The sequence below is a fragment of the Streptomyces sp. NBC_00086 genome (assembly GCF_026343255.1).
Classification (GTDB): Bacteria; Actinomycetota; Actinomycetes; order Streptomycetales; family Streptomycetaceae; genus Streptomyces.
The window spans coordinates 856051-877844 of record NZ_JAPELZ010000001.1 but is presented as its reverse complement, the minus strand read 5'-3'; the positions used below and the strand labels follow the sequence as shown (position 1 = coordinate 877844).

General features: G+C 72.7%; 19 protein-coding genes. 10 read left to right on the top strand and 9 right to left on the bottom strand.

Features of this window, described 5'->3' with window-relative positions:
- The first annotated feature begins 147 nt into the window (after positions 1–147).
- Positions 148–663 carry a hypothetical protein gene (locus tag OG276_RS04030; RefSeq protein ID WP_266902786.1) on the top strand — a complete coding sequence of 172 codons (516 nt, stop codon included), beginning with the start codon at positions 148–150 and terminating at the stop codon, positions 661–663.
- Between the two features lie 178 nt (positions 664–841).
- Here OG276_RS04030 and OG276_RS04025 read toward each other — a convergent pair whose 3' ends face one another.
- The 3 genes from OG276_RS04025 to OG276_RS04015 all read right to left on the bottom strand — a co-directional run bounded on the left by OG276_RS04025 (position 842) and on the right by OG276_RS04015 (position 2668).
- Positions 842–1462 carry a hypothetical protein gene (locus tag OG276_RS04025; protein ID WP_266902784.1) on the bottom strand — a complete coding sequence of 207 codons (621 nt, stop codon included), beginning with the start codon at positions 1460–1462 and terminating at the stop codon, positions 842–844.
- Positions 1463–1711: 249 nt separating this feature from the next.
- On the bottom strand, positions 1712–2482 hold the full coding sequence (locus OG276_RS04020) for a DUF4239 domain-containing protein (RefSeq protein ID WP_266902782.1): 771 nt from the start codon (positions 2480–2482) through the stop codon (positions 1712–1714).
- Between the two features lie 39 nt (positions 2483–2521).
- The gene (locus tag OG276_RS04015) at positions 2522–2668 is read right to left on the bottom strand and encodes a hypothetical protein (protein ID WP_266902780.1); all 147 of its coding nucleotides are present in this window, start codon (positions 2666–2668) and stop codon (positions 2522–2524) included.
- A gap of 947 nt (positions 2669–3615) precedes the next feature.
- On the opposite strand from OG276_RS04015, the gene OG276_RS04010 reads away from it, so the two are divergent.
- A complete protein-coding gene (locus OG276_RS04010; protein WP_266902778.1) occupies positions 3616–4446 on the top strand; it encodes an SAM-dependent methyltransferase in 831 nt (276 codons plus the stop codon).
- Positions 4443–6632, top strand: a complete 2190-nt coding sequence (locus OG276_RS04005; RefSeq protein WP_266902776.1) for a bifunctional diguanylate cyclase/phosphodiesterase — start codon at positions 4443–4445, stop codon at positions 6630–6632. Before OG276_RS04010 ends, OG276_RS04005 begins: the two co-directional genes overlap by 4 nt.
- 67 nt (positions 6633–6699) lie before the next feature.
- Here the strand turns inward: OG276_RS04005 and OG276_RS04000 are convergent, their stop codons facing one another.
- Positions 6700–7785, bottom strand: coding sequence for an FAD-dependent monooxygenase (locus OG276_RS04000; protein WP_266902774.1), 1086 nt, complete (start codon positions 7783–7785; stop codon positions 6700–6702).
- Between the two features lie 105 nt (positions 7786–7890).
- Here OG276_RS04000 and OG276_RS03995 point away from each other — a divergent pair, with 105 nt between their 5' ends.
- Complete coding sequence (locus OG276_RS03995) at positions 7891–8535, top strand: TetR family transcriptional regulator (protein WP_266902772.1); 645 nt, start codon at positions 7891–7893, stop codon at positions 8533–8535.
- A gap of 436 nt (positions 8536–8971) precedes the next feature.
- On the opposite strand, the gene OG276_RS03990 is transcribed toward OG276_RS03995, so the two are convergent.
- Complete coding sequence (locus OG276_RS03990; protein WP_266902770.1) at positions 8972–9850, bottom strand: LysR family transcriptional regulator; 879 nt, start codon at positions 9848–9850, stop codon at positions 8972–8974.
- 94 nt (positions 9851–9944) lie between these two features.
- Between OG276_RS03990 and OG276_RS03985 the strand changes: the two genes are divergently transcribed.
- The 5 genes from OG276_RS03985 to OG276_RS03965 all read left to right on the top strand — a co-directional run bounded on the left by OG276_RS03985 (position 9945) and on the right by OG276_RS03965 (position 14692).
- Positions 9945–10649, top strand: a complete 705-nt coding sequence (locus OG276_RS03985) for a succinate dehydrogenase cytochrome b subunit (protein ID WP_266902768.1) — start codon at positions 9945–9947, stop codon at positions 10647–10649.
- Positions 10650–10693: 44 nt separating this feature from the next.
- Positions 10694–12649: a fumarate reductase/succinate dehydrogenase flavoprotein subunit gene (locus OG276_RS03980; RefSeq protein ID WP_266912511.1), complete on the top strand. Its 1956-nt coding sequence runs from the start codon at positions 10694–10696 to the stop codon at positions 12647–12649.
- A complete protein-coding gene (locus tag OG276_RS03975) occupies positions 12646–13392 on the top strand; it encodes a succinate dehydrogenase/fumarate reductase iron-sulfur subunit (RefSeq protein WP_266902766.1) in 747 nt (248 codons plus the stop codon). Before OG276_RS03980 ends, OG276_RS03975 begins: the two co-directional genes overlap by 4 nt.
- 197 nt (positions 13393–13589) lie before the next feature.
- A complete protein-coding gene (locus tag OG276_RS03970) occupies positions 13590–14237 on the top strand; it encodes a hypothetical protein (protein WP_266902764.1) in 648 nt (215 codons plus the stop codon).
- An 89-nt stretch (positions 14238–14326) separates the two neighbouring features.
- Complete coding sequence (locus OG276_RS03965) at positions 14327–14692, top strand: cupin domain-containing protein (protein ID WP_266902762.1); 366 nt, start codon at positions 14327–14329, stop codon at positions 14690–14692.
- A 56-nt stretch (positions 14693–14748) separates the two neighbouring features.
- On the opposite strand, the gene OG276_RS03960 is transcribed toward OG276_RS03965, so the two are convergent.
- The 4 genes from OG276_RS03960 to OG276_RS03945 all read right to left on the bottom strand — a co-directional run bounded on the left by OG276_RS03960 (position 14749) and on the right by OG276_RS03945 (position 20942).
- On the bottom strand, positions 14749–17148 hold the full coding sequence (locus tag OG276_RS03960) for an excinuclease ABC subunit UvrA (RefSeq protein WP_266902760.1): 2400 nt from the start codon (positions 17146–17148) through the stop codon (positions 14749–14751).
- Between the two features lie 10 nt (positions 17149–17158).
- Complete coding sequence (locus OG276_RS03955; protein ID WP_266902758.1) at positions 17159–18175, bottom strand: MsnO8 family LLM class oxidoreductase; 1017 nt, start codon at positions 18173–18175, stop codon at positions 17159–17161.
- Between the two features lie 109 nt (positions 18176–18284).
- Positions 18285–19328, bottom strand: coding sequence for a S41 family peptidase (locus tag OG276_RS03950; protein ID WP_266902756.1), 1044 nt, complete (start codon positions 19326–19328; stop codon positions 18285–18287).
- A gap of 120 nt (positions 19329–19448) precedes the next feature.
- Positions 19449–20942, bottom strand: coding sequence for a hypothetical protein (locus tag OG276_RS03945; protein ID WP_266902754.1), 1494 nt, complete (start codon positions 20940–20942; stop codon positions 19449–19451).
- Positions 20943–21139: 197 nt separating this feature from the next.
- Here OG276_RS03945 and OG276_RS03940 point away from each other — a divergent pair, with 197 nt between their 5' ends.
- Positions 21140–21634, top strand: coding sequence for a hypothetical protein (locus tag OG276_RS03940; protein WP_266902752.1), 495 nt, complete (start codon positions 21140–21142; stop codon positions 21632–21634).
- Positions 21635–21794: the final 160 nt, after the last annotated feature.

The window sequence follows — 21794 nt, the reverse complement described above, 5'->3', positions numbered from 1 at the left end:
GTCCGCGCTTCGGCGTGTCGCTCAACCTTGCGGCCCAAAGGTGGAAATGCGCTGGTTGCGGACCCGGTCGAGGGTTCGTGATGGGAGGCGTTCTCGTCGATCTGCCCGGGCCACCGCTCCGGGGCGCTTCCCGCTGGAGGTTCCATCATGCGTGTTCTCCGCGCTCTTACCGTGACCGCGGCGGCCACTTGCGCCGCCATCGCCCTCAGTTCCCCCTTCGCCACCGCGAACCCTGCGGGCGGTCCGCCCTCGGGAGGCAACGGCGGGCCCAGCAACGTCACGGTCAACCCCTACTCCGTGCACCAGGGCTCCACGATGCAGGTCAGCGCGGCCGGCTGCGGCCACGGCGGCATCGTCTTCTCGCACGGCAACTTTCCGCAGACGAACCTGTCGGCCGGCTCCATCGGCTTCGCGACCGTCAGGATCTTCAACCACGCCTCGCCCGGGCACCACACGCTGTCGGTCAAGTGCCACGACAACAGCCTGGTCGCCACGCACCGCTTCACCATCCTGGACGGCCGCGGCGCCCAGGGCGGCATCGGCGGCTCCCTCGGCCCGTCCACCACCGAGACCGCCATCGGCGCGAGCCTCGTCGGTGCGGCGGCCCTCGGCGCCGGTGCCCACGTGATGCGCCGCCGGCGCCCGATCCGCGGCCGGGCCTGACCGGCCGACCTCCCCGGTCGGCCCGGACAACCGCCGGTCGCCCCGTGTCCTGGCCAGGACACGGGGCGACCGGCGTTTTCGGGAGATCGTTTGGGTGGAGAGTGTGGGGGTGTGGGGGTGTGGGGCTGTGGGGCTGTGGGGGTGTGCCGGCCCGGGTGCGGCCGGATGCGCGGCGCGGTCAGTGGATGCGGCGGATGTCCCGGCGGCGCAGGGCGTATCCGAGACCGACCAGCCCGCCGAGGACGAGCCCCGCGCCGGCGCCGAGTTCCAGGGGATCGAGCCCGGCGATACTGCCGCCGAGGCCGCCGCGGACGCCTAGGGTGGCGCTGCGCGAAGCGCCCGTACCGGTGCCGGCGCTGGTTCCCGTACTCGTACCGGCCACCGCGCTCGCGGTCTTGCGGGCACCGACGGTGGAACTGGTCGTGGGCCTGCCGGTGCCGCCGGTGATCGTGAGGTCGGCCGAGCCGGTCTCGCCGGCGCAGGTGAAGGAGACGGAGTACTGGGCTCCGCGCCGCGCGTCCCGGTCCACGGTGACCCGTGCGGTCTTGCCCCGGTCGATGCTCACGGTGTCGAAGATGCCGGAGGAGACGGTGGCGAAGGCGGCGTTGCAGCCGGTGACGGACAGCACCACCTGGCCGCCGGGGGCGACCGTCGAGGGGGTGATGGCGAAACCGAAGGAGGTGATGGGCGCGGCCTCGGCCGCAAGCGCGGCGGGCGCGGCCGCCGCGCCGAATACGAGCAGGGCGCCCGCCGCGGCGGCGCCCAACAGGGCTGTGGGGGAGGTGGGTATCGCGCCCATGGTTGATTCTCCGGATCCCCGAGGAGCAGCCGCGGAACGGTTTCCGCACGTGGGGGGTCGTGCGCCTCGATGTCCGCCACGCTAGGTCCGGACGCGGTGACCCGCGATCAGGAACGGGCGAATGGGGCATGGCGGTAGGCCGAACCGGGGACGGGAGGCCCGTCCCCGGTTTGCCGGGCCGCGGTGGGTCCCCGGTGCGGTGCGGTGAGCTGCACTGCGCTGTGCTGCGGCCGCAGGGGCGACGCGGTGTCAGTCGCCCAGGCCCAGATGCGGGAACTGGGAGAGGAACGGTTCGGCGGTGGCGGCGATGCCCCGGCCGAAGGGTGCGTCGAAGTCCCAGATGAGGAACAGCAGGAACGCGATCAGCGCGCTGAACAGCCCGGCCAGCAGCAGTTCCCGGAACGAGCGCCTGATCTGCAGGGTGAAGATCAGCCCCACCGTCACCAGGGCCCCGGCGATCAGGCCGAACCAGACCACCCCGGGCATGGTGGCCCCGGCGCTCTGACCCCGTGCGTTGCGGGCGTCGTCGACCACGGCTACCTGGTCCACGAGCGGCTGGTACGCCTGGCCCTCGTGATCGGTCTGCGGTTCGTAGTCCGTCACGTCACGGCGGATGCGGTCCAGCAGCTCCCCGCTGCGGTCCGTCAGCTCGCCGTTCTCGGCCATCTCCTTCCATTCGGTGTCGACGACGTAGGTCACGTAGGCGTCCACGTCGGACCTGATCTTCTTGCGGACCTCGGCCGGGTAGACCTCGGAGCGGACGCTGATCTCGTGCAGGGCCTGCGATTCCTGGCGCACGTACTCCTGGGCGGCCCCGCGGCCCTCCCAGACGCCGGCGATCGCCAGGCCCAGCACGATCGCGTAGATCACGCCGATCATCATCGTCATGTACTCGATGACATCGGGGGTTTCGCTGGGATCGTCGTCCTCGCCGATCCGGCGCTGATTGAAGAAGGCGATGGACAGCACCACGGCACATGCCGCGGCCATCGCGAGGGACAGGACGAGCCATTCCGACAAGATGACTCCCAATCGATTACGGGGTGGAATACGGCGGCTCTAGCGCGGGCGCAGCGCGACGATCGCGAGCACCGCGGGGGCCGCGGTCATCAAGGTGAAGGTCACCGGTGAGATGTGGCGCTCGACCGGCTTGCGGGCCGCCGCGTGGTACGAGGGGCGCGCGACCGGCTTCTTGGGCGCGGCCACGGGGATCACCCGGGGCGGCGCAGGCGCGGGCGCCGGCGGCGAAGGCGGTTTCGCGGCGGGTTCGGGGACCGGCTTGGGCGCCGGTTTCGGGGCCGGGGGAACGGGAGCCGGGCGCGCGGGAGGCGGGGCCGGTTCGGGGGGTTTGGGCACCGGCTTCGGAGCGGGTGGCGGCGGGGGCGGTGGAGGTGGCGGCGGTGTCGGGGTGGGCGTCGGCTTCGGGGCCGGCGGCGGGGGAGGGGGCGGGGTGGGCTTGGGCGGGCACGGCGGGGGAGGCGGTGGCGGGCAGGGCGGATGACCGTGGTGGCCGCCATGGCCGTGGCCCCCGTGGCCCCCGTGGCCCCCGTGGCCGTGGCCGTGACCTTGGCTTTGGCCGAGTCCGGGGTGGCCGCGATCGCCGCGGCCGCCCTGGTTGCCGTGGTCGCGCCGACGGCCCTGGTCGCCGTGACGTCCGCCACCTTGAGTGCCCCCGGTCGCGCTGCTCAAGGCGGACGCGGCGGCCTTGACGGCGCTCGCCCCGTCGCCGGCGTCGATCGTGGCGTATGCGCTGCTATCGGCCATGGCCGGTGTTGCGGACAGGGCCGCCCACAGGAGGACCGGGACTGCCAGCAGGCGCCTGGAAGAGGCTCTTTTCACCCGGGGATCATGGGGTCGCGCGCGCCCGCGCGCGGGAAGGTTGACCTTGGTTCGCCTGAACGGGTGAGGCTTTGGCTACAGAGGTTTGAGCCAGAGTTGCTTCGTGTCCGGTCGTTCACCGACCTTTTCCCAAAAGGTATTTGTCGGTTTCGATCATTCTCCGGACGTAGTCCGTCCGGCCTTTGGCGTGTGACGAAGAACGGATCGCCAATTTCCGCTTTCGCTCGCTCCGTTGGGCAATGATCAGTACATTCGGCTCGGACAGGAGTCCGATCCGTCCCGGACCGCTGCAGGACCAAGCCTTGGAGACCCCGATGGAGCGCCCCGCCTGGGCCCCGCAAGGCATCGACATATCGGTGCCGAGCGTGTCCCGCATCTACGATTACTACCTGGGCGGCTCCCACAATTTCGAGGTCGACAGGCAGGCGGCCCGCCGGGCCATGGAATTCATGCCGGGCCTGCCCAAGATCATGCAGGCCAACCGGGCATTCATGCGCCGTGCCGTCCGGTACGCCGTGGCCGAGGGCGTGACGCAGTTCCTCGACATCGGCTCCGGCATCCCGACCTTCGGCAACGTCCACGAGATCGCCCAGGCCGCCAGCCCCGAGGCACGCGTGGTCTACGTCGACCACGACCCGGTGGCCGTCGCCCACAGCCAGGCCGTCCTGGCCGGCACCGAGCGGACCGGGGTCGTCGCCGCCGACCTGCGCAAGCCCCAGGACATCCTGGCCGCCCCCGAGGTGGCCCAGGGACTCGACCTGAGCCGCCCGGTGGCCCTGATGCTGGTCGCCGTCCTGCACTTCCTGGAGGACGCGGACGAGCCCTACGCCGCCGTCGCCGAACTGCGCGACGCGCTGGCCCCCGGCAGCCTGCTCATCCTCACCCACGCCTCGTACGAGGGGATCCCGCTCTCCGAGGAGGTCGCGAGCGGAACCGTCGGCGTCTACCGCGAGATCCGCAACCCGCTCGTCATGCGGGACGGGGAGCAGATCCGGCGCTTCTTCGACGGCTTCGGCCTGATCGAGCCCGGACTGGTGTCGATGCCCGACTGGCGGCCCGACACGACCGGCGGGCCGGAGGGCGGGGCCGTGGACGAGGACCCGTACGCCTTCTCGGGCTTCGCCGGGGTGGGACGCAAGGCGTGAGACTGCCGACGCAGACGGCGGACGACCCTGCCGCGCCGCAGGGTGGTCTGGAGGACCGGATCGGACGGTTCGCGACGATCTGGGGGAGAGCGATCTTCCCGGTCACCGCGACCTCGCTCACCCGCGGCGAGTTCGAACGCCACCTCGTGCCCCTCACCCGCACCCTCGTCGAGGCCCTGCGCGCCCGCCCCTTCGACTCCTCCGTCGGCCAGCGGGTCGGGGAGGAACTCGTCGCCGTCCACTGCACCGACCCGGAGGCGCTGTCCGGCACGCTCGGCGTCGTCGAGTCCTACCTGGTGCTGTACTGCGGCCCGGAGGGCCCCGACGCCGAGAGCGTCGAGGGGACCGAGGAGTACCGGTCCCGCTGCGCCCGGCTCCAGCACGGCATCGCGGCCGGATTCGCCCGCGCACTGCGCGAGCGCACCCTCAAGGAGCAGGAGGCCATCGCCCGGTCCGCCCTGACCGCCCGCATCGACGCGCAGCAGGCGCTGCACGCCAGCGAGGCCCGCTTCCGGGCGGTCTTCGAGGGCGCCGCCGTCGGGATCGGCATCGCCGATCTGGAGGGCAACGTCCTGGAGATCAACGACGCGTTGCTCCAGATGTTCGGAGGCATGGACGGGCACGTCCGCGGCCGCAACGTCAGCGAATGGAGCCACCCCGACGACACCCCGCACGTCTGGCGGATGTACGGGGAGCTCGTCCGCGGCGAACGCGATAGCTACCGCGTCGAGAAGCCGTACTACCGGCACGACGGGACCGTGCTGTGGACCAACCTGACGGTCTCGCTGCTGCGCGACGCCGAGGGCGTGCCGCAGTACCAGCTGGCCCTGATGGAGGACACCACCGAGCGTCGCCTGCTGAACCTGCGCCTGCGCTACGAGGCCACCCATGACGCCCTGACCGGCCTGCCCAACCGGACGCTCTTCTTCGAACGGCTGGAGAAGGCCCTGAGCGGCTCCGGCGGCTCGCGCTTCGGCCTGTGCTACCTCGATCTCGACGGCTTCAAGGCGGTCAACGACAGCCTCGGCCACTCGGCCGGCGACCGGCTGCTGGTGGAGGTCGCCGACCGGCTGCAGAGCTGCGCGACCGGACCGGGCGAGGTGGTCGCCCGGCTCGGCGGCGACGAGTTCGTGGCCCTGACCACCGGCCCCGACACCGAGGAGAAGGCCACCGAACTCGCCGTCCGGATCCTCTCCGCCCTCTCCGTCCCGATCCGGCTGGAGGGCCGCGAGCTGACGGTCCGGGGCAGCATCGGCATCGTCGAGGGCCCGGCCCGCGAACGCACCCCCGCGGAGGTGCTGCGCAGCGCCGACATCACCATGTACCGGGCCAAGGCGGCCGGCGGCAACCGGTTCGAGTTCGCCGACGCCGCTGCCGACGCGCGCGCCATCACCCGGCACGGTCTGACCAACGCCCTCCCGGCGGCGCTGGAACGCGGCGAGTTCTTCATCGAGTACCAGCCACTGGTCCACATGCACGACGGCAGCGTGCACGGAGCCGAGGCCCTGGTGCGCTGGTCGCACCCGCAGCACGGGGTGCTCGGCCCGGACCGGTTCATTCCCCTCGCCGAACGCACCGGCCTGATCGTGCCGCTCGGCCGCTGGGTTCTGGAGGAGTCGGTCCGCCAAGCCCGCGCCTGGCAGCACCAGAAGGGTGGCGCCACCCTGCGGATCAACGTCAACCTGTCGCCGACCCAGCTGCACCACCCCGGCCTGGTGGCCGACACGATCCGGGTCCTGGAGTCCTCGGGCCTGTCTCCGGGCACGCTGTGCCTGGAGGTCACCGAGTCGGCCCTGATCGGCGCCGACGACGAACTCCTCGAACCCCTGCGCCGGCTCGCGGCCCTGGGCGTGGACATAGCCCTCGACGATTTCGGCACCGGCTACTCGAACCTGGCCAACCTGCGCCGCCTGCCCGTCAGCGTCCTGAAGCTGGACCGCTCCTTCACCAAGGGCATGCAGCACACCCCGGCGAACCCGGTCGACGTCAAGATCGTGGAGGGCATCGTCGCCTTGGCCCACAGCCTCGAACTCGCCGTCACCGTCGAAGGCGTGGAAACCGGCGCCCAGGCCGCCCAGCTCCGAGCCCTCGGCTGCGACACGGCCCAGGGCTGGTACTACGCCCGCCCGGGCGCCGCCGACCGCATCCACACCCTGTCCCTGTCGGACGCGGTCCCCACGTCCTGAACACCGCCCGCACCGGCCGGGCGCCCCACACTGGCCGCCCGGCCCGCACTGGCCGGGCCGGCCGGGCTCACTCCAGGCCCGCCTCCGTGCCCCGGCCCGGCTCGCGGACGGCCGCCAGCACTCGCTCGTAGCGCCGTGTCGTGTCGGCCAGGAGTTCAGCGGCCACCGGCAGCCGCTCCGCCTGGTACGCGTCGAGAGCTTCCTCCCCGGCCGTCCCGGAGAGGACTGCGGCCAGCGTCCGGCCGAGGGCGGCGGCGTCCTGGATGCCGGTGTTCATGCCCAGTCCGCCGGCTATGGGGTGGACGTGCGCCGCGTCCCCGGCGAGGAAGGCCCGGCCCTCGCGTATCCGGGTGGCCATGCGGACGTTGACCCGCCAGGACGAGAGCCAAGTGGGGTCGGCCAGCCGGATCCCCGGCGTCCTGGCGTACCGGTCGAAGAGCCGCTGGAAGCTCTCCAGCGAGGGCGGCAGTGCCTCACCCCGCTCGTCCGTCTCGGGCGGGGCCTGCAGTTGGAACGTGTCCGTCCCCGGCATCGGGCAGAGCAGGATCCCGCCCCCGTCCGACGTGAACCACTGGTGCCAGAACTCGCGGCTGAGTCCGGGCGCCCTGACGTCTCCGAGGACCATCGCCGGTTCCTCCTCCCCGTTCCCCTCGAAGGGGATGCCGAGGAGTCCGCGGGTGGCACTGTGCCCGCCGTCGCACCCCGCGAGATAGCCGGCCCGGATCACGGTGCCGTCCGCCAGCTCCGCGCGGACGCCGCCCGCGTCCTGGGCGATTCCGATGAGCCCGGACCCGTACTCGACTCGTACACCCAGCTCGGCCAGCCGGTCGCGCAGCGTCTCCTCCACCTGCCACTGCCCTATGAGCAGGCCCCCGCCGACGACGGTGTCCTTGACCGGCTCCCCGTCGAAGTACTTGCGCAGCACCATGCCCTCGCGGCCCTTGGCCTTCACCGACTCGGCCGCGCCGAGCTCCTCGAAGACTTCGAGGCTGTCCGGCTGGAGGCCCTTGCCCCGGGACTCGTGGTGCGGACCCGGGCGGCCCTCGATGATCCGCACCGCGATGCCGCGACGGGCCAGGTCGCAGGCGAGCGTGAGGCCGGTCGGGCCCGAGCCCACGATCAGCACGTCCGTTGCGTCCACTGCGTCAGTCATGAGATGTCCCCTCGTCGTCGGTACCTCAAGGAAAGCGGCTCGCGACAGAAAATGCAACCCGGTCACGAAATTAACTGAGTCACTCGTTCGTGTTAGGGTGGGCGCATGGAGAACGCGAAGGGTCTGCGCGAGAACAAGAAGCTCCGTACGCGCCGGCAGCTGGCGGCCACGGCGCTGGAGCTCTTCCTGGAGCGGGGCTTCGACGCCGTGTCGGTCGCCGACGTCGCGGCGGCCGCCGAGGTCTCCAAGCCGACGCTGTTCCGCTACTTCCCCAGCAAGGAGGACCTGGTCCTCGACCGGTTCGCCGACCATCAGGACGAGGCGGCGCGCCTGGTGCGCGAGCGGCCGCCCGGCGAGACCCCGGTGTCGGCCGTGCGCGCGCACTTCCTCGCGGCGCTCGCCGAGCGGGACCCGATCACCGGGCTCTGCGACCACCCGAACGTGCTCGCCTTCCAGCGCCTGCTCTACGGCACCGCCAGCCTGGCGTCCCGGACGGCCCACTACACCGCCCGCGAGGTGGAGCTGCTCGCGGCCGTACTCGAAGCCGAGGGGGCCGATCCGCTCACGGCCCGTCTGGCGGCGGGATCCCTGGTGGCGGCCCGGCAGGAACTCGGCCGGGAGAACTGGCGCCGCATCGACGCCGGCCAAAGCGCCGACGAGGCCCACCCGGCCGCCGTGGCCGACGCGGAGCGCGCCTTCGCCCTCCTGTCCGGAGGCCTCGACCGGGCGCTGCCCGCGCGCCGGGCCTGACGTCATGGCCCGAACGAACAGGAAAGTGAAGAAGCGGCAGCCTCCCTTCGGCCTGCCCGCCGGACTGGTCCTCATGGCGGGCCGGGGCGGCACGGGGATCAACGGCTGGCGGACCGGGGTGGTCACAGGGAACGGCGGGGGCTTGTGCGGCGGGCTTCCCGACGTCCCGTCCGGCGCGACCCCGGAGGAGGCGCGGCGGGCTGCCGCCGAGATGGTGCAGGGGCTCGCCCGGGACTTCCACGGGCAAGAGGTCGTGGTGCTCTGGGACCCGCAGTCGGAGCCGGGGTCGTGGACGGCCACAGTCGTGGTCGCGGCGGCTGCACCCGGACCCGGACCCGGACCCGCACCCGGACCCGCACCCCAACCCGGACCCGCACCCCAACCCGGACCCGCGCCCGGACCCCGGCCAGGGCCTCCTTTCGAGGTCTGAGAGTCCTCAGCCCAGCAGGATCCGCTTCAGCTCCCGGGCCGCCCGCGGAGGCGCCACGTCCGTGCGGTGGGCCAGGGCGATCGTGCGGCGCAAGGGGGAGCCCGTCAGGGGGGTGGCGCGGAGGCCGGAGCCCGCGTGGGCCACCACCATCGCCGGGACCACCGCGATGCCCAGGCCCGCGCGGACGAAGCCCAGTACCGCGTCCATCTCGCCGCCCTCCACCGTGAACACCGGCTCGAAGCCCTCCGCCCGGCAGGCCGCCACCGTCAGGTCCCGCAGGTCGTAGCCGTGCCGGAACATGACCATCGGCTCGTCGCGCAGCGCGGACACCGTGAGCGAACCGCCGCCCGCCGGAGGCGGCAGGGCCGCCGAGGAGACCACCACCAGGTCCTCGGTCAGCAGCTCCACCGTGGTCAGCGCCGGAGCCGAGGGAGGCAGCGGCAGGGCGATCAGCGCCAGGTCCAGGGAGCCGCGCGCGAGCTCCCGTACGAGGTCCAGCGAACCGCTCTCCTCGATCAGCAGCTCGATCCCCGGATGGGCGGTGTGGAAGGCCCGGAGCACGCCCGGCAGCAGGCCGGTGCACAGGCTCGGGGTGGCCCCCAGCCGGATCCGGCCGCGCCGCAGCTGCGCCAGTTCCTGCACCTCCAGCCGCGCGGTGTCCGCGTCCGCGAGGATCCGCCGGGCCAGCGGCAGCAGGGTCTCGCCGGCGTCGGTGAGCGTGATGTTCCCGCGGGCCCGGCTGAAGAGCTCGGCGCCCAGCTCCCGTTCGAGCGCCTTGATCTGTTGTGACAGGGAGGGCTGGGCCACGTGTTCGCGCTCGGCCGCGCGCGTGAAGTGCCGGGTCTCGGCGACGGCGACGAAGTAGACCAGCTGCTGGAACTGCATGACCCCAGGCTAGCGGCTACATAGGCTGAGCCTATCGACTTGAGCTCTGCCATGTCTTGGACCTTTCGGGACCTTCGTCCTTACGGTCAATGTCATGGCTCTGGCAACGCGGACGGATCGACGGCCGTCCACCACGCGCACGCTCTGGGACTCCTCCGTCGGCAAGAAGTCCGTGATGGCCGTCTCCGGCCTGATCATGCTCGGCTACCTCGTCGTGCACATGCTCGGCAACCTCAAGATCTTCTTCGGGGCGGACGAGTTCAACGGCTACGCGCACTGGCTGCGCACCCTCGGCTCGCCCTTCCTGCACCACGAGTGGGCCCTGTGGATCGTCCGCGCGGCCCTGCTCGCGGCCGTCATCGCCCACGGGGTCTGCGCGTACCAGCTCAGCCGCCGCGACATCAAGGCGCGCCCGGTGAAGTACGTCCACAAGCGCCGCCGCGCGAGCTACGCCACCCGCACCATGCGCTGGGGCGGCATCATCCTCGCCCTCTTCATCGTCTGGCACCTGCTCGACCTCACCACGCTCACCGTGAACGAGCGGGCCTGGGCCGGGCATCCGTACGAGAACGTCCTCGCCACCTTCTCCACCTGGTACGGCAACACCATCTACCTCGTGGCCATGGCCGCCCTCGGCCTGCACGTCCGCCACGGCTTCTGGAGCGCCGCCCAGACCCTCGGCGCGGGCAACGCCCGACGGGACAGGACGCTGAAGTTCCTGGCCAACTCCCTCGCCCTCGTCCTCTTCGCGGGCTTCGTGTCCGTCCCCGTCGCCGTCATGACCGGAGTGGTGAGCTGACCATGAGCGAGAACACGAGCAGCAGCGAGATCCTGAGCGAGACCATGCACCACACCGACTACGCCGACTACACCACCGGGGACCCGATCGCCGACGCCAAGGCGCCCGAAGGCCCCATCGCCGAGCGCTGGGACCGCCGCCGCTTCGAGGCCAAGCTGGTCAACCCGGCCAACCGGCGCGGGCACACCGTCATCGTCGTCGGCACCGGCCTGGCCGGCGGCGCCGCCGGCGCCACCCTCGCCGAACAGGGCTACCACGTCGTCCAGTTCTGCTTCTCCGACTCCCCGCGCCGCGCCCACTCCATCGCCGCCCAGGGCGGCATCAACGCGGCCAAGAACTACCGCAACGACGGCGACTCCGTACACCGCCTGTTCTACGACACCGTCAAGGGCGGCGACTTCCGCGCCCGCGAGTCCAACGTCCACCGCCTCGCCCAGATCTCCGTCGAGATCATCGATCAGTGCGTGGCCCAGGGCGTCCCCTTCGCCCGCGAGTACGGCGGCCTCCTCGACACCCGCTCCTTCGGCGGAGTCCAGGTCTCCCGCACCTTCTACGCCCGCGGCCAGACCGGCCAGCAACTGCTGCTCGGCGCCTACCAGGCGCTCTCCCGGCAGATCGCCGCCGGCAACGTCGAGATGCACGCCCGCACCGAGATGCTCGACCTGATCACCGTCGACGGCGTGGCCCGCGGCATCGTCGCCCGGGACCTGGTCACCGGCAAGATCGACACCTACTACGCGGACGCCGTCGTCCTCGCGAGCGGCGGCTACGGCAACGTCTTCTACCTCTCCACCAACGCCATGAACTCCAACGCGACGGCCGTCTGGCGGGCCCACCGGCGCGGCGCGTACTTCGCCAACCCCTGCTTCACCCAGATCCACCCCACCTGCATCCCGCGCACCGGCGACCACCAGTCCAAGCTCACCCTGATGAGCGAGTCCCTGCGCAACGACGGCCGCATCTGGGTCCCCAAGGCCAAGGGCGACAACCGCCCCGCCGCCGAGATCCCCGAGGCGGAGCGCGACTACTACCTGGAGCGGATCTACCCCTCCTTCGGCAACCTCGTGCCCCGCGACATCGCCTCCCGCGCCGCCAAGAACGTCTGCGACGAGGGCCGCGGCGTCGGCCCCGGCGGCCAGGGCGTCTACCTCGACTTCGCCGACGCCATCCGCCGCATGGGCAAGGAGAAGGTCGCCGAGAAGTACGGCAACCTCTTCGACATGTACGAGCGGATCACCGCGGAGAACCCGTACGAGGTCCCCATGCGGATCTATCCCGCCGTGCACTACACGATGGGCGGACTGTGGGTCGACTACGACCTGCAGACCACCGTCCCGGGGCTGTTCGCGATCGGCGAGGCCAACTTCTCCGACCACGGCGCCAATCGCCTCGGCGCCTCCGCCCTCATGCAGGGCCTCGGCGACGGCTACTTCGTGCTGCCCTCCACCATCAACGACTACCTGGCCCGCCATCCGCACCGGGACACCGTCGACGACACCCACCCCGAGGCCGCGGCCGCCGTACGCGAGACCCGCGACTGCCTCGCCAAGCTGCTCGCCGTCGACGGGGACCGCACGCCCGACTCCTTCCACCGGGAGATCGGCGAACTGATGTGGGAGTACTGCGGGATGGCCCGCACCGAGGAGGGCCTGCGGAAGGCCCTCGCCCGGATCCCCGAGATCCGCGAGGAGTTCTGGCGGCGGATCAAGGTGCCGGGCAGCGGCGAGGAGTTCAACCAGTCGCTGGAGAAGGCCAACCGCATCGTCGACTACCTGGAGCTCGCCGAGCTGATGTGCCTCGACGCCCTCCACCGCGCCGAGTCCTGCGGCGGTCACTTCCGCGAGGAGTCCCAGACCCCGGACGGCGAAGCCGCCCGCCGCGACGAGGAGTTCGGGTACGCGGCCGCCTGGCAGTACACCGGAACCGGCGCCGCCCCCGTCCTGCACAAGGAAGACCTCGTCTTCGAGTACGTCCACCCCACCCAGCGGAGCTACGCATGAAGCTCACCCTGCGCGTCTGGCGCCAGAAGAACGCCGACGCCCCCGGCGCGATGGCCTCGTACGAGGTCGACGGCATCTCGGAGGGCATGTCCTTCCTCGAAATGCTCGACACCCTCAACGAGGACCTCATCCTCGGCGGAGAGGACCCGGTCGCCTTCGACCACGACTGCCGCGAGGGCATCTGCGGCGCGTGCAGCCTCGTCATCAACGGCGACGCCCACGGGCCGGAGCGCACCACGACCTGCCAGCTCCACATGCGCTCCTTCGACGACGGCGACACCATCGACGTCGAGCCCTGGCGGGCCTCGGCCTTCCCCGTGGTGAAGGACCTCGTCGTCGACCGCGGGGCCCTCGACCGGGTCATCCAGGCCGGCGGCTACATCACCGCCCCGACCGGCGCCGCCCCCGAGGCGCACGCCACGGCCGTCCCCAAGCCCGACGCCGACTACGCCTTCGAGCACGCCGAGTGCATCGGCTGCGGAGCCTGCGTGGCGGCTTGCCCCAACGGCTCCGCGATGCTCTTCACCTCCGCCAAGGTCAACCACCTGAACGTGCTCCCGCAGGGCTCGCCGGAGAGGGAGACCCGGGTCCTGGACATGGTGGCCACCATGGACGCCGAGGGCTTCGGAGGGTGCACCCTCACCGGCGAGTGCGCCACGGCCTGCCCGAAGGGCATCCCGCTGCCGTCGATCGCCGCCATGAACAAGGAGTGGCTGCGGGCCGTCCGCCGAGGTCCCCGCTGACCTGCGGATTCACCTGCGGATTCCGGGAAGCTGCGGCGGCGCGCGGCCGCGAACCGTCCGAGCGCGGCCACGAACCGTCCGCGGATGACCGTCAACCGTCCGCGCACGACCGCGACGCGTCCGCCGATCGGATGATCGCAGCGGCCCCCGCCGCGCCGTGACCGGTCGCCCTCCCGGGCATGGGTGACAGTGGGCGCATGCCTCAAGCCCCCGCCGGATCCGGCCCGCGTCGCCGTACCGTGCTGGCCGCCGCCCTCGCCCCGCTGGCGGCGGCCGGCTGCGCCGCGGAGGAGCGGGCCCCCGCGCCGCGCCCCGGCCCCGAGGCCGCCAAGGACGCGCTGGTCATGGTCATCCGGCACGCGGAGAAGCCGTACGCCGGGGACACCGGCGAGGACGACGACGGCAACGAGGACCCCGGGTTCCTCGCCGTCCGGGGCCGGCGCCGTGCCCAGGAACTGCCCACCCTCTTCCCGCCGACCCGGGGCGCCGCCCTGCCCCGTCCCGGAGCCGTCTTCGCGACCGGCGGCAAGGCGGGGGCGCCCGCGCGGTGCCGCCAGACCGTCGAGCCGCTCGCCACCGCACTGGGTACGCCCGTCCGCGCCGAGTTCGCGGTCGGAGCCGAGCCCGCCCTGGCCCGGGCGGTGCTGGCGGCGCGGATGCCCGTCCTGGTCTGCTGGGAGCACCAGGGGATGCCCCGGCTGATCCGGGGCCTCGGAGCGCAGGACGTACTGGGGCTCCCGGCCGCCTGGCCCGACCGCTACGACCTGGTGTGGATGTTCACCCGGAGGCAGGGCGTCTGGGCCTTCCGCGAGCTCCCGCAGCACCTGCTCCAAGGCGACGCGTAGCGGTCCCGTACGCCGGGAGGCGGTCGCGCGGTACGGGCGTACGCTGAGAAGTGGACTCGGGGCAGTCGTGCGCCGGAGGGTGGACGATCATGTCAGGAATCGTGCGGCGGGGTTTCGATTCCGCCGATGAGACACGTCCGTTCGAGGACGGCATGGGCAGGCTCGACCTGCTCAACACCGAGCAGGGACCCGTGGGGCGGGCCGTGTTCGAGCCCGGATGGCAGTGGTCGAAGCACGTCAAGCCCATCGCGGGGACCGACAGTTGCGAGGCGCCCCACGTGGGCTACATCGTCAGCGGCCGGATGAAGATCGTCATGGACGACGGGGAGAGCACCGAGACCCAGCCGGGGGACTTCATCCAGATCGCTCCCGGCCACGACGCGTGGGTGCTCGGCGACGAGCCGTGCGTCGTTCTCGACTGGCAGGGATACGGGGACTACGCCAAGCGCACCTGAATCCGCCGGCCACGTGATCGTGCGCCGCGCGGGCCGGGTCCCGTGAACCACCGCGACTAGCCCCGTACGGCGAGGGCCCGCGCCAGATAGGCCGCCGTAAGGCTGTCCGTGGCGCGGGCCACCTCGGCCGGGGTGCCCGCGGCCACCACCCGGCCGCCGTCCGCGCCGCCGCCGGGCCCGAGGTCGATGACCCAGTCGGCGCCCGCCACCACGGCCATGTCGTGCTCCACGACCACCACCGAATGTCCGGCGTCCACCAGGCCGTGCAACTGCCGCAGCAGCACCGTGACATCGGCCGGGTGGAGCCCGGTCGTCGGCTCGTCCAGCAGGTACAGGGTGTGGTCGCGGCGCACGCGCTGGAGCTCCGTGGCCAGCTTGATGCGCTGCGCCTCGCCGCCCGACAGTTCCGTGGCGGGCTGTCCGAGGCGCAGGTACCCCAGGCCGATGTCCGACAGTGCGCCGAGGCTGCGGGCCGCCGCCGGCACCCCGGCGAAGAAGGAGGCCGCCGCCTCCACCGTCAGGGCGAGCACCTCCGCGATGTTCAGCCCGGAGTAACGGACCTCCAGGGTCTCGGAGTTGTACCGGGCCCCCGCGCACTCCGGGCAGGGGGCGTACGTACTGGGCAGGAACAGCAGCTCCACCGAGACGAAGCCCTCGCCCTGGCAGGACTCGCACCGCCCGCCCGGCACGTTGAAGGAGAAGCGGCCCGCCTTCCAGCCCCGCGCCTTCGATTCCGGCGCTGCCGTGAAGATCCGGCGGACCACGTCGAACAGCCCCGTGTACGTGGCCAGGTTGGAGCGCGGGGTCCGGCCGATCGGCTTCTGGTCCACCTCCACCAGCCGCCGCACCGGGAACTCCGGCTCCGCCAGCCGCTCGTGGACCTCCCGCGCGAGCACCTGGCCCACCAGCGTGGACTTTCCGGACCCCGACACCCCCGTCACCGCCGTGAACACACCGAGGGGGAACTCGGCCGCCAGGTCCCGCAGGTTGTGCCGGTCGACACCGCTGAGCCGGACGGACCCGGTCGCCTTGCGTGCGGCCCCCGAGCGTGATTCCCGGGCCCGCTGCCCCCCGAACAGGTACCGGGCCGTCGCCGAGTCCGCCACCTCCGCCAGAGCCTGCGGGGGCCCGCTGTGCAGCACCCGTCCGCCGTGCTCCCCGGCCAGCGGGCCGACGTCGACCAGCCAGTCCGCGTGCCGCACCACGGCCAGGTCGTGCTCCACCACGAACACCGTGTTCCCGGCCTCCTTGAGCCGGTCCAGGACGCCGAGCAGCGCCTCCGTATCGGCCGGGTGCAGCCCGGCCGAAGGCTCGTCCAGCACGTACACCACACCGAACAGTCCCGAACGCAACTGCGTGGCCAGCCGCAGCCGTTGCAGCTCGCCCGCCGACAGGGTCGGGGCGCCGCGGTCCAGGCTCAGGTACCCCAGCCCCAGCTCCGTGACCGGGCCGATCCGGGAGCGCAGGTCCTCCGTGAGCACGCGGGCCGCCTCGCCGCCGCCGTGCTCGGCGGCCAGTACCCCGTCCAGCTCCGTCAGCGCCAGCGCCGCCAGCTCCGCGATCGTGCGTCCCGCGAAGGTCACGGCCAGCGCCTCCGGACGCAGCCGCCTGCCCCCGCACACCGGGCACGGCGAATCGGTGAGGAACTTCTCGGCGCGGGCCCGCAGGGTGAGGCTCTTGCTGTCGGCGAAGGTGCGCATGACGTACCGGTGGGCGCTCATGTACGTGCCCTGGTAGGGGCGCTGGATCCGGTCGGCCTCCCGTACCGGATGCACCGTCACCACCGGCTGCTCCTCGGTGAACAGGATCCACTCGCGGTCCGCCGCCGCAAGCTCCCGCCACGGAGCGTCCACGTCGTGGCCGAGTGCCTCCAGGATGTCGCGCAGGTTCTTGCCCTGCCAGGCGCCCGGCCAGGCCGCGATGGCACCCTGACGGATCGACAGGCTCCGGTCCGGGACGAGCAGTTCCTCGCTGGTGCGGTGCACGCGGCCGAGCCCGTGACAGGAAGGACAGGCCCCGGCAGCGGTGTTGGGGGAGAAGGCGTCGGAGTCCAGGCGCTCGGCGCCCGGTGGGTAGGAGCCCGCCCGCGAGTACAGCATGCGCAGCGAGTTCGACAGCATGGTCACCGTCCCGACCGAGGACCGGGAGCCGGGGGAGGAGCGCCGCTGCTCCAGCGAGACGGCCGGCGGGAGACCGGTGACGGAGTCGACCTTCGGCGCACCGATCTGGTGGATCAGGCGGCGTGCGTACGGGGCCACGGACTCGAAGTAGCGGCGCTGGGCCTCGGCGAAGAGCGTGCCGAAGGCCAGCGAGCTCTTCCCGGACCCGGAGACCCCGGTGAAGACGGTCAGCGCGTCCCGCGGGATGTCCACGTCGATCCCGCGCAGATTGTGCTCCCGGGCACCGCGGACACGGACGTAGGGATCGTGGGCGTGCGGGGAGGCGGGCTGGCGCATTCGTCCTAGTTTAGTGTCCGGAGCCGGCGGACCGCTCCGTGAGGCCGGTGAGCCGGGCGAGCCGGCCGAAGGAGTCCAGCAGCGCCGTCCGGTCGTACGTGGACGTCGTGACCAGCAGCTCGTCCGCGCCGGTCAGCTCCGCGACCTCGGACAGCTCCGCCGCGACCTGCTCCTCGGTGCCGTGGATGTGCCCCGCGAGGGCGCCCTCGTACAGCTCCCGCTCCTTGGGGCTCATGGCGAGGGCCTCGATCTCCTCGGCGGGGCGGAGCGGCGGGAAGCTGCCCCGGGTGCGGGAGTACGCGGCCGCCCAGGCCTCGGGAACCAGGATCCGTCGGGCGGCCTCGGCGGTGGCGGCCACCGCGACCGTCCCGGACGCCACGACGTACGGCCGCGCTCCCCAGGGGGAGGGCCGGAACTCCTCGCGGTACGCCGTGATGATCTCCGCGACCCGCGCCCGGGCCCGTAGGTCCCCGACGACCAGGGGCAGTCCGGCGCGGGCCGCGATCCCCGCCCCCTCGCCGGTGGCCAGCACGTAGGCCGGGATCCGCATCCCCTCCGCGGGCCGGGCGTGCACCTCGGGGTGCGCCTGCTGGGAGCCGTCGAACCAGCCCAGCAGCTCCGCGAGCTGCTCCTCGAACCGGTCGGCGTCGGCGGTGGCCCGCCCGAGCGCGCGGCGGATTCCGCCGGTGAAGCCGACCGAGCGGCCGAGCCCCATGTCGATGCGGCCGGGGAAGAGCGATTCCAGGACCCCGAACTGCTCCGCGACGACGAGGGGCTGGTGGTTGGGCAGCATCACACCGCCGGTGCCGACGCGGATCCGGGCCGTCGCCCCGGCCACGGCGGCGGCGAGCACGGTGGGAGCGGACCCGGCGACCCCTGGCACGCTGTGGTGCTCGGAGACCCAGAACCTGCGGTATCCGAGCCGCTCGGCGGTGCGCGCGAGCTCCACGGTGTCGCGCAGGGCCTGAGGGGCGGGGTGCCCCTCGCGGGTGCGGGACCGGTCGAGTATCGAGAGTGTGCGGATCACACCGTGGTCAACGCGTGGAGGGCGTCAGGATTCCCCGTAGGTCAGGATTGCCCGCACGTCAGGAGTCCCCGCGCGTCAGGAGTCCCCGCGCGTCAGGATCGCCTGTGCGTCAGGAGTCCCCGGGTGTCCGGGCGGGGGTGGTCCGGTCGCGAAGCCAGCGGGCTGCCGCCTCGAGTGTCCGGTCCTGGCCGCTGCCGAGGTCGCGGGTGTCGTCCGGGACCTCCTCGTCGGGCGGGAGGGGGCCGTTGTGGATCCGGCCCGTGCGATCGGCTTCCCGGGCCTGCGTGAGGAGGACGAGCGCGCCGTCCGGGAGGGCATGGGAGTCGTTGCCCGTGGGGACGCCTCGGGTGGCCTGGCCGAAGCTGCGGGTGTCGGGGCGGCCGCGGAAGGCGATGACCACCGCCTCGGCGGCGCTCGCGGTCCGGCTGCTCGTGAGCACCGCCACGGGGGGAGCCGCCTGCGCCAGCGGCTCGGCCGGGCCCCAGGTGGCGAGGTACTGGCGCGGCGTACCGTTCTCGATCGTCCACGGGGTCCGCTTTCCGTCGGCCTCCACGAACGCTCCGGTGTCCCCGTCGCCCAGGACGGCCCCCACCGCGGCCAGCGGGCCCCACATGTCCCCGCCCGTGTTGCTGCGCAGGTCCACGATCCACCCGCGGGCCCCCCGTCCGTCGGCCTCCGCGACGGCCTGCCGTGCCTGCTTCACGTAGGCCGCGGCGGCCCGGTCGGACGACACCGCCGGGAGGGACAGGTAGCCGATGGAACCGGCGAGCACCCTTGCCTCCGGCAGTGCGGAGGAGCCGGGTGCAGGGCTCAGGGCCTGCTCGGCCTCTTGCGGGGTCATGAATTGGCTGTGCCGGTCGCCCAGGGTGCGCAAGGCCTCCCTGACGGCCCCGTACGTGTCGGCGGGGACCTGCGCGCTCCCCGCCCGGGCGAAGGCCTCGCGGCGTACGGCGGGCCAGTCGGCGTCCGCCGCGAAGAGCGAGTTGTCCTCCATGACGTCCAGCGCGGTGGTGAGGTACCCGCGCGCCCCCGACGACATCGCCGTTCCCTCTGCCCGGTGCGGACCGGCGCAGCCTGTCGCCGCGAGGAGGGCCACCGCTGCCGCCGCGATCAGCCGTCGGCGGGCCACGGGCTTCGGGGTTCGGGTCTTCATGCGGATCAGCCGTTCTCTCGCGGGCCGTCTGCTCCACGAGGTTCGCCCAGTTCAGGCCAAAGATACCGAAGGCCCCGACGAACCCACCGGTCCGCTTCTCGCCCGGCTACCCCACAGAGGTCATGCCCGCCGTCCCCGCATGGCCACCAGCTGCCGGACCACCTCGGGATCCAATGCGGGGTTCGCCGCGGCCGCGTGGGCCAGTTCCTCGTCGTCGAGGAGTTCCAGCAGCCGGGGCCGCGGAAGGTTCGGGTGGCGTGCCAGCGCCGCGCGCACGGCCGGGTCCGGGTCCCGGGTGAGGCGCTCCACGGTTTCCGGCGCGGTGTCGGGGTCGCGGGCGGCCAGGGCGCGGACCTCGGGGTCCTGGTGGTCGGCGAAGGCCGCCAGGCCGGTCGTGGGAAAGTTCGGCCGGGTGGTGAGGTGCGCGCGCTCGTGGCCGGTGTATTCGAGGAAGCTGCGCAGCAGGAGCGGGGCCGGCGCGTCCGGATGGTTCTGGGCCAGCAGGACGCGTACGCCGAGATCCTCGTCGGAGGCCAGGCGTTCCAGGAGGTCGGGCGGCAGAGTCCGCTCCATGGCCGCTTTCCGGCGCAGCAGCGGGTGACCGGAGTCCGCGTCCCGGCGGACGTGCCGCGGGTTCCTGGGCACGGTGGGTCCGCGCCACGCGTGGAAGCAACCGTCCATGGGGGTCTCGTAGTCGATCGCCGCCCGTTCCTCCTCGCTCAGCTCGGGGTGCACGGACAGGGCGAGCCGCACCTCCGGATCAGGGTCCACGGCGAGCGCGCGGCGCTCGGCGGGTCCGAGGTCCGTGCGGTGCGCGATGTGCTCGCGCACCGCGGGATCCGGATCGCCGGCCAGGAGGACCACCACGTCGGCGGGCAGGCTGGGGTTGCCGGCGATGGCCGCCCGTTCCTCCTCGGCGACCGGAGCGGTCAGGACGTTGTCCACGACGGTTCTGCTCAGGGCCCGGTGCATCAGAATGTCCCAGCGTGCGTGGCACGTCCGGTCGGGCAGCTCGCGCTCCACCCACGCCGGATCCCGGGATTGCGCGGACCTCCGCGCGCTCTCCCGGACGTCCTGGTCGGGATCGGCCAGCAGCGCGGCCTGGATCTCGGCGGGCAGCTGGTCCCACCTGCCGACGCCCCAGCGGCGGACCTGCGCGACCGGATGGGTGGGCATGGACCGCTCCAGCGCGGTGGAGATCTGCCGGTAGAGGGTGCCGTGCAGGATGTCGTTGTCGTACGTGCTGATCATGTGGACGACGACCTCGTCGGGCAGTGGTCTGCACACGCCACCCGCAGGCAATCTGGGTGCCTCGGCGAGGTGGGCGCGGACGAACCACTCCGGATCGTCCACCAGCCGTGCCCGCTGGGCCGGGTCGACGTGGGGGTTGCGGGCGAAGAAGCTACGGGTACGGGTGTCAGGGTGCTGGAGCACGGCCTCGACGACGGCGTCGGGCAGGATCCGGTCTCGGCACAGCACCATGTGTACGGCCGGCGGACCGTCGGCGAGCAGACGCAGCAGGACGTCCTCCGGAGAGGCCGGGTTGAGGGCCACTCCGGCGAGCCGACGCGCGGGCAGGTCGGCGGCCTCCCAGATGTCCTCAGGCGTAGGCATGTGTGGCAACCCCCGTGTGTCAGCAGGCCCCCCTGGACCACCGGGCCACGACCCTACCGGGCTCGGCCGGCTACGGGCCGAGCCCGATCGATGCCGGCCGGCCGGCTGCCCCGCCCTGATGCGCCCATGGAAGGCCCTTGGCGCCGCCACCGGGAATCCCGCGCCGTCCGGAAGTCGTCGCTGCTTAGGCTGGCGGGGTGACCGAGACTCAGAACCGCAGGCCCCTGGCCGTCTTCGACATCGACAACACCCTGGCCGACACCGCCCACCGCCAGCACTTCCTGGAGCGCCGGCCGCGCGACTGGAGCGGGTTCTTCGGTGCGGCTCCGGCCGATCCGCCGCTCGCCCGCGGGATCGCGCTCGCGGTGGAGAGCGCGGCCGACTGCGAGGTCGTCTACCTCACCGGCCGTCCGGAGCGGTGCCGCGCGGACACGGAGGACTGGCTCGTCCGCAACGGGCTGCCCGAGGGACGGCTGTGGATGCGCGGGAACCAGGACCGGCGGCCCGCCCGGACGACCAAGCTGGAGGTCCTCCGGCGGATCTCGCGGGGCCGCGAGGTGCGGATGCTGGTGGACGACGACGAGCTGGTGTGCCAGGCGGCGCGCGCGGCGGGCTTCCGCGTGGTCGTGGCCGACTGGGCGGCGGACGCGCCGGAGCTCAAGGACGCGCAGGAGGGGGAAGGGCGCACCTGAGCGCGGCCCGTCGGCATGCTCCCACGGCCCGCCCGGCGCAGGGCGGAGCGGGGCGGTCGAGCCGGACGCCGGACGGGCCCGCGGCACCCGCAGGCGCACGGACGGGTCCGTCACAACCGCAGGCGCGCGGACGGTTCCGCGGTGCCCGTGGTGCCCGTGG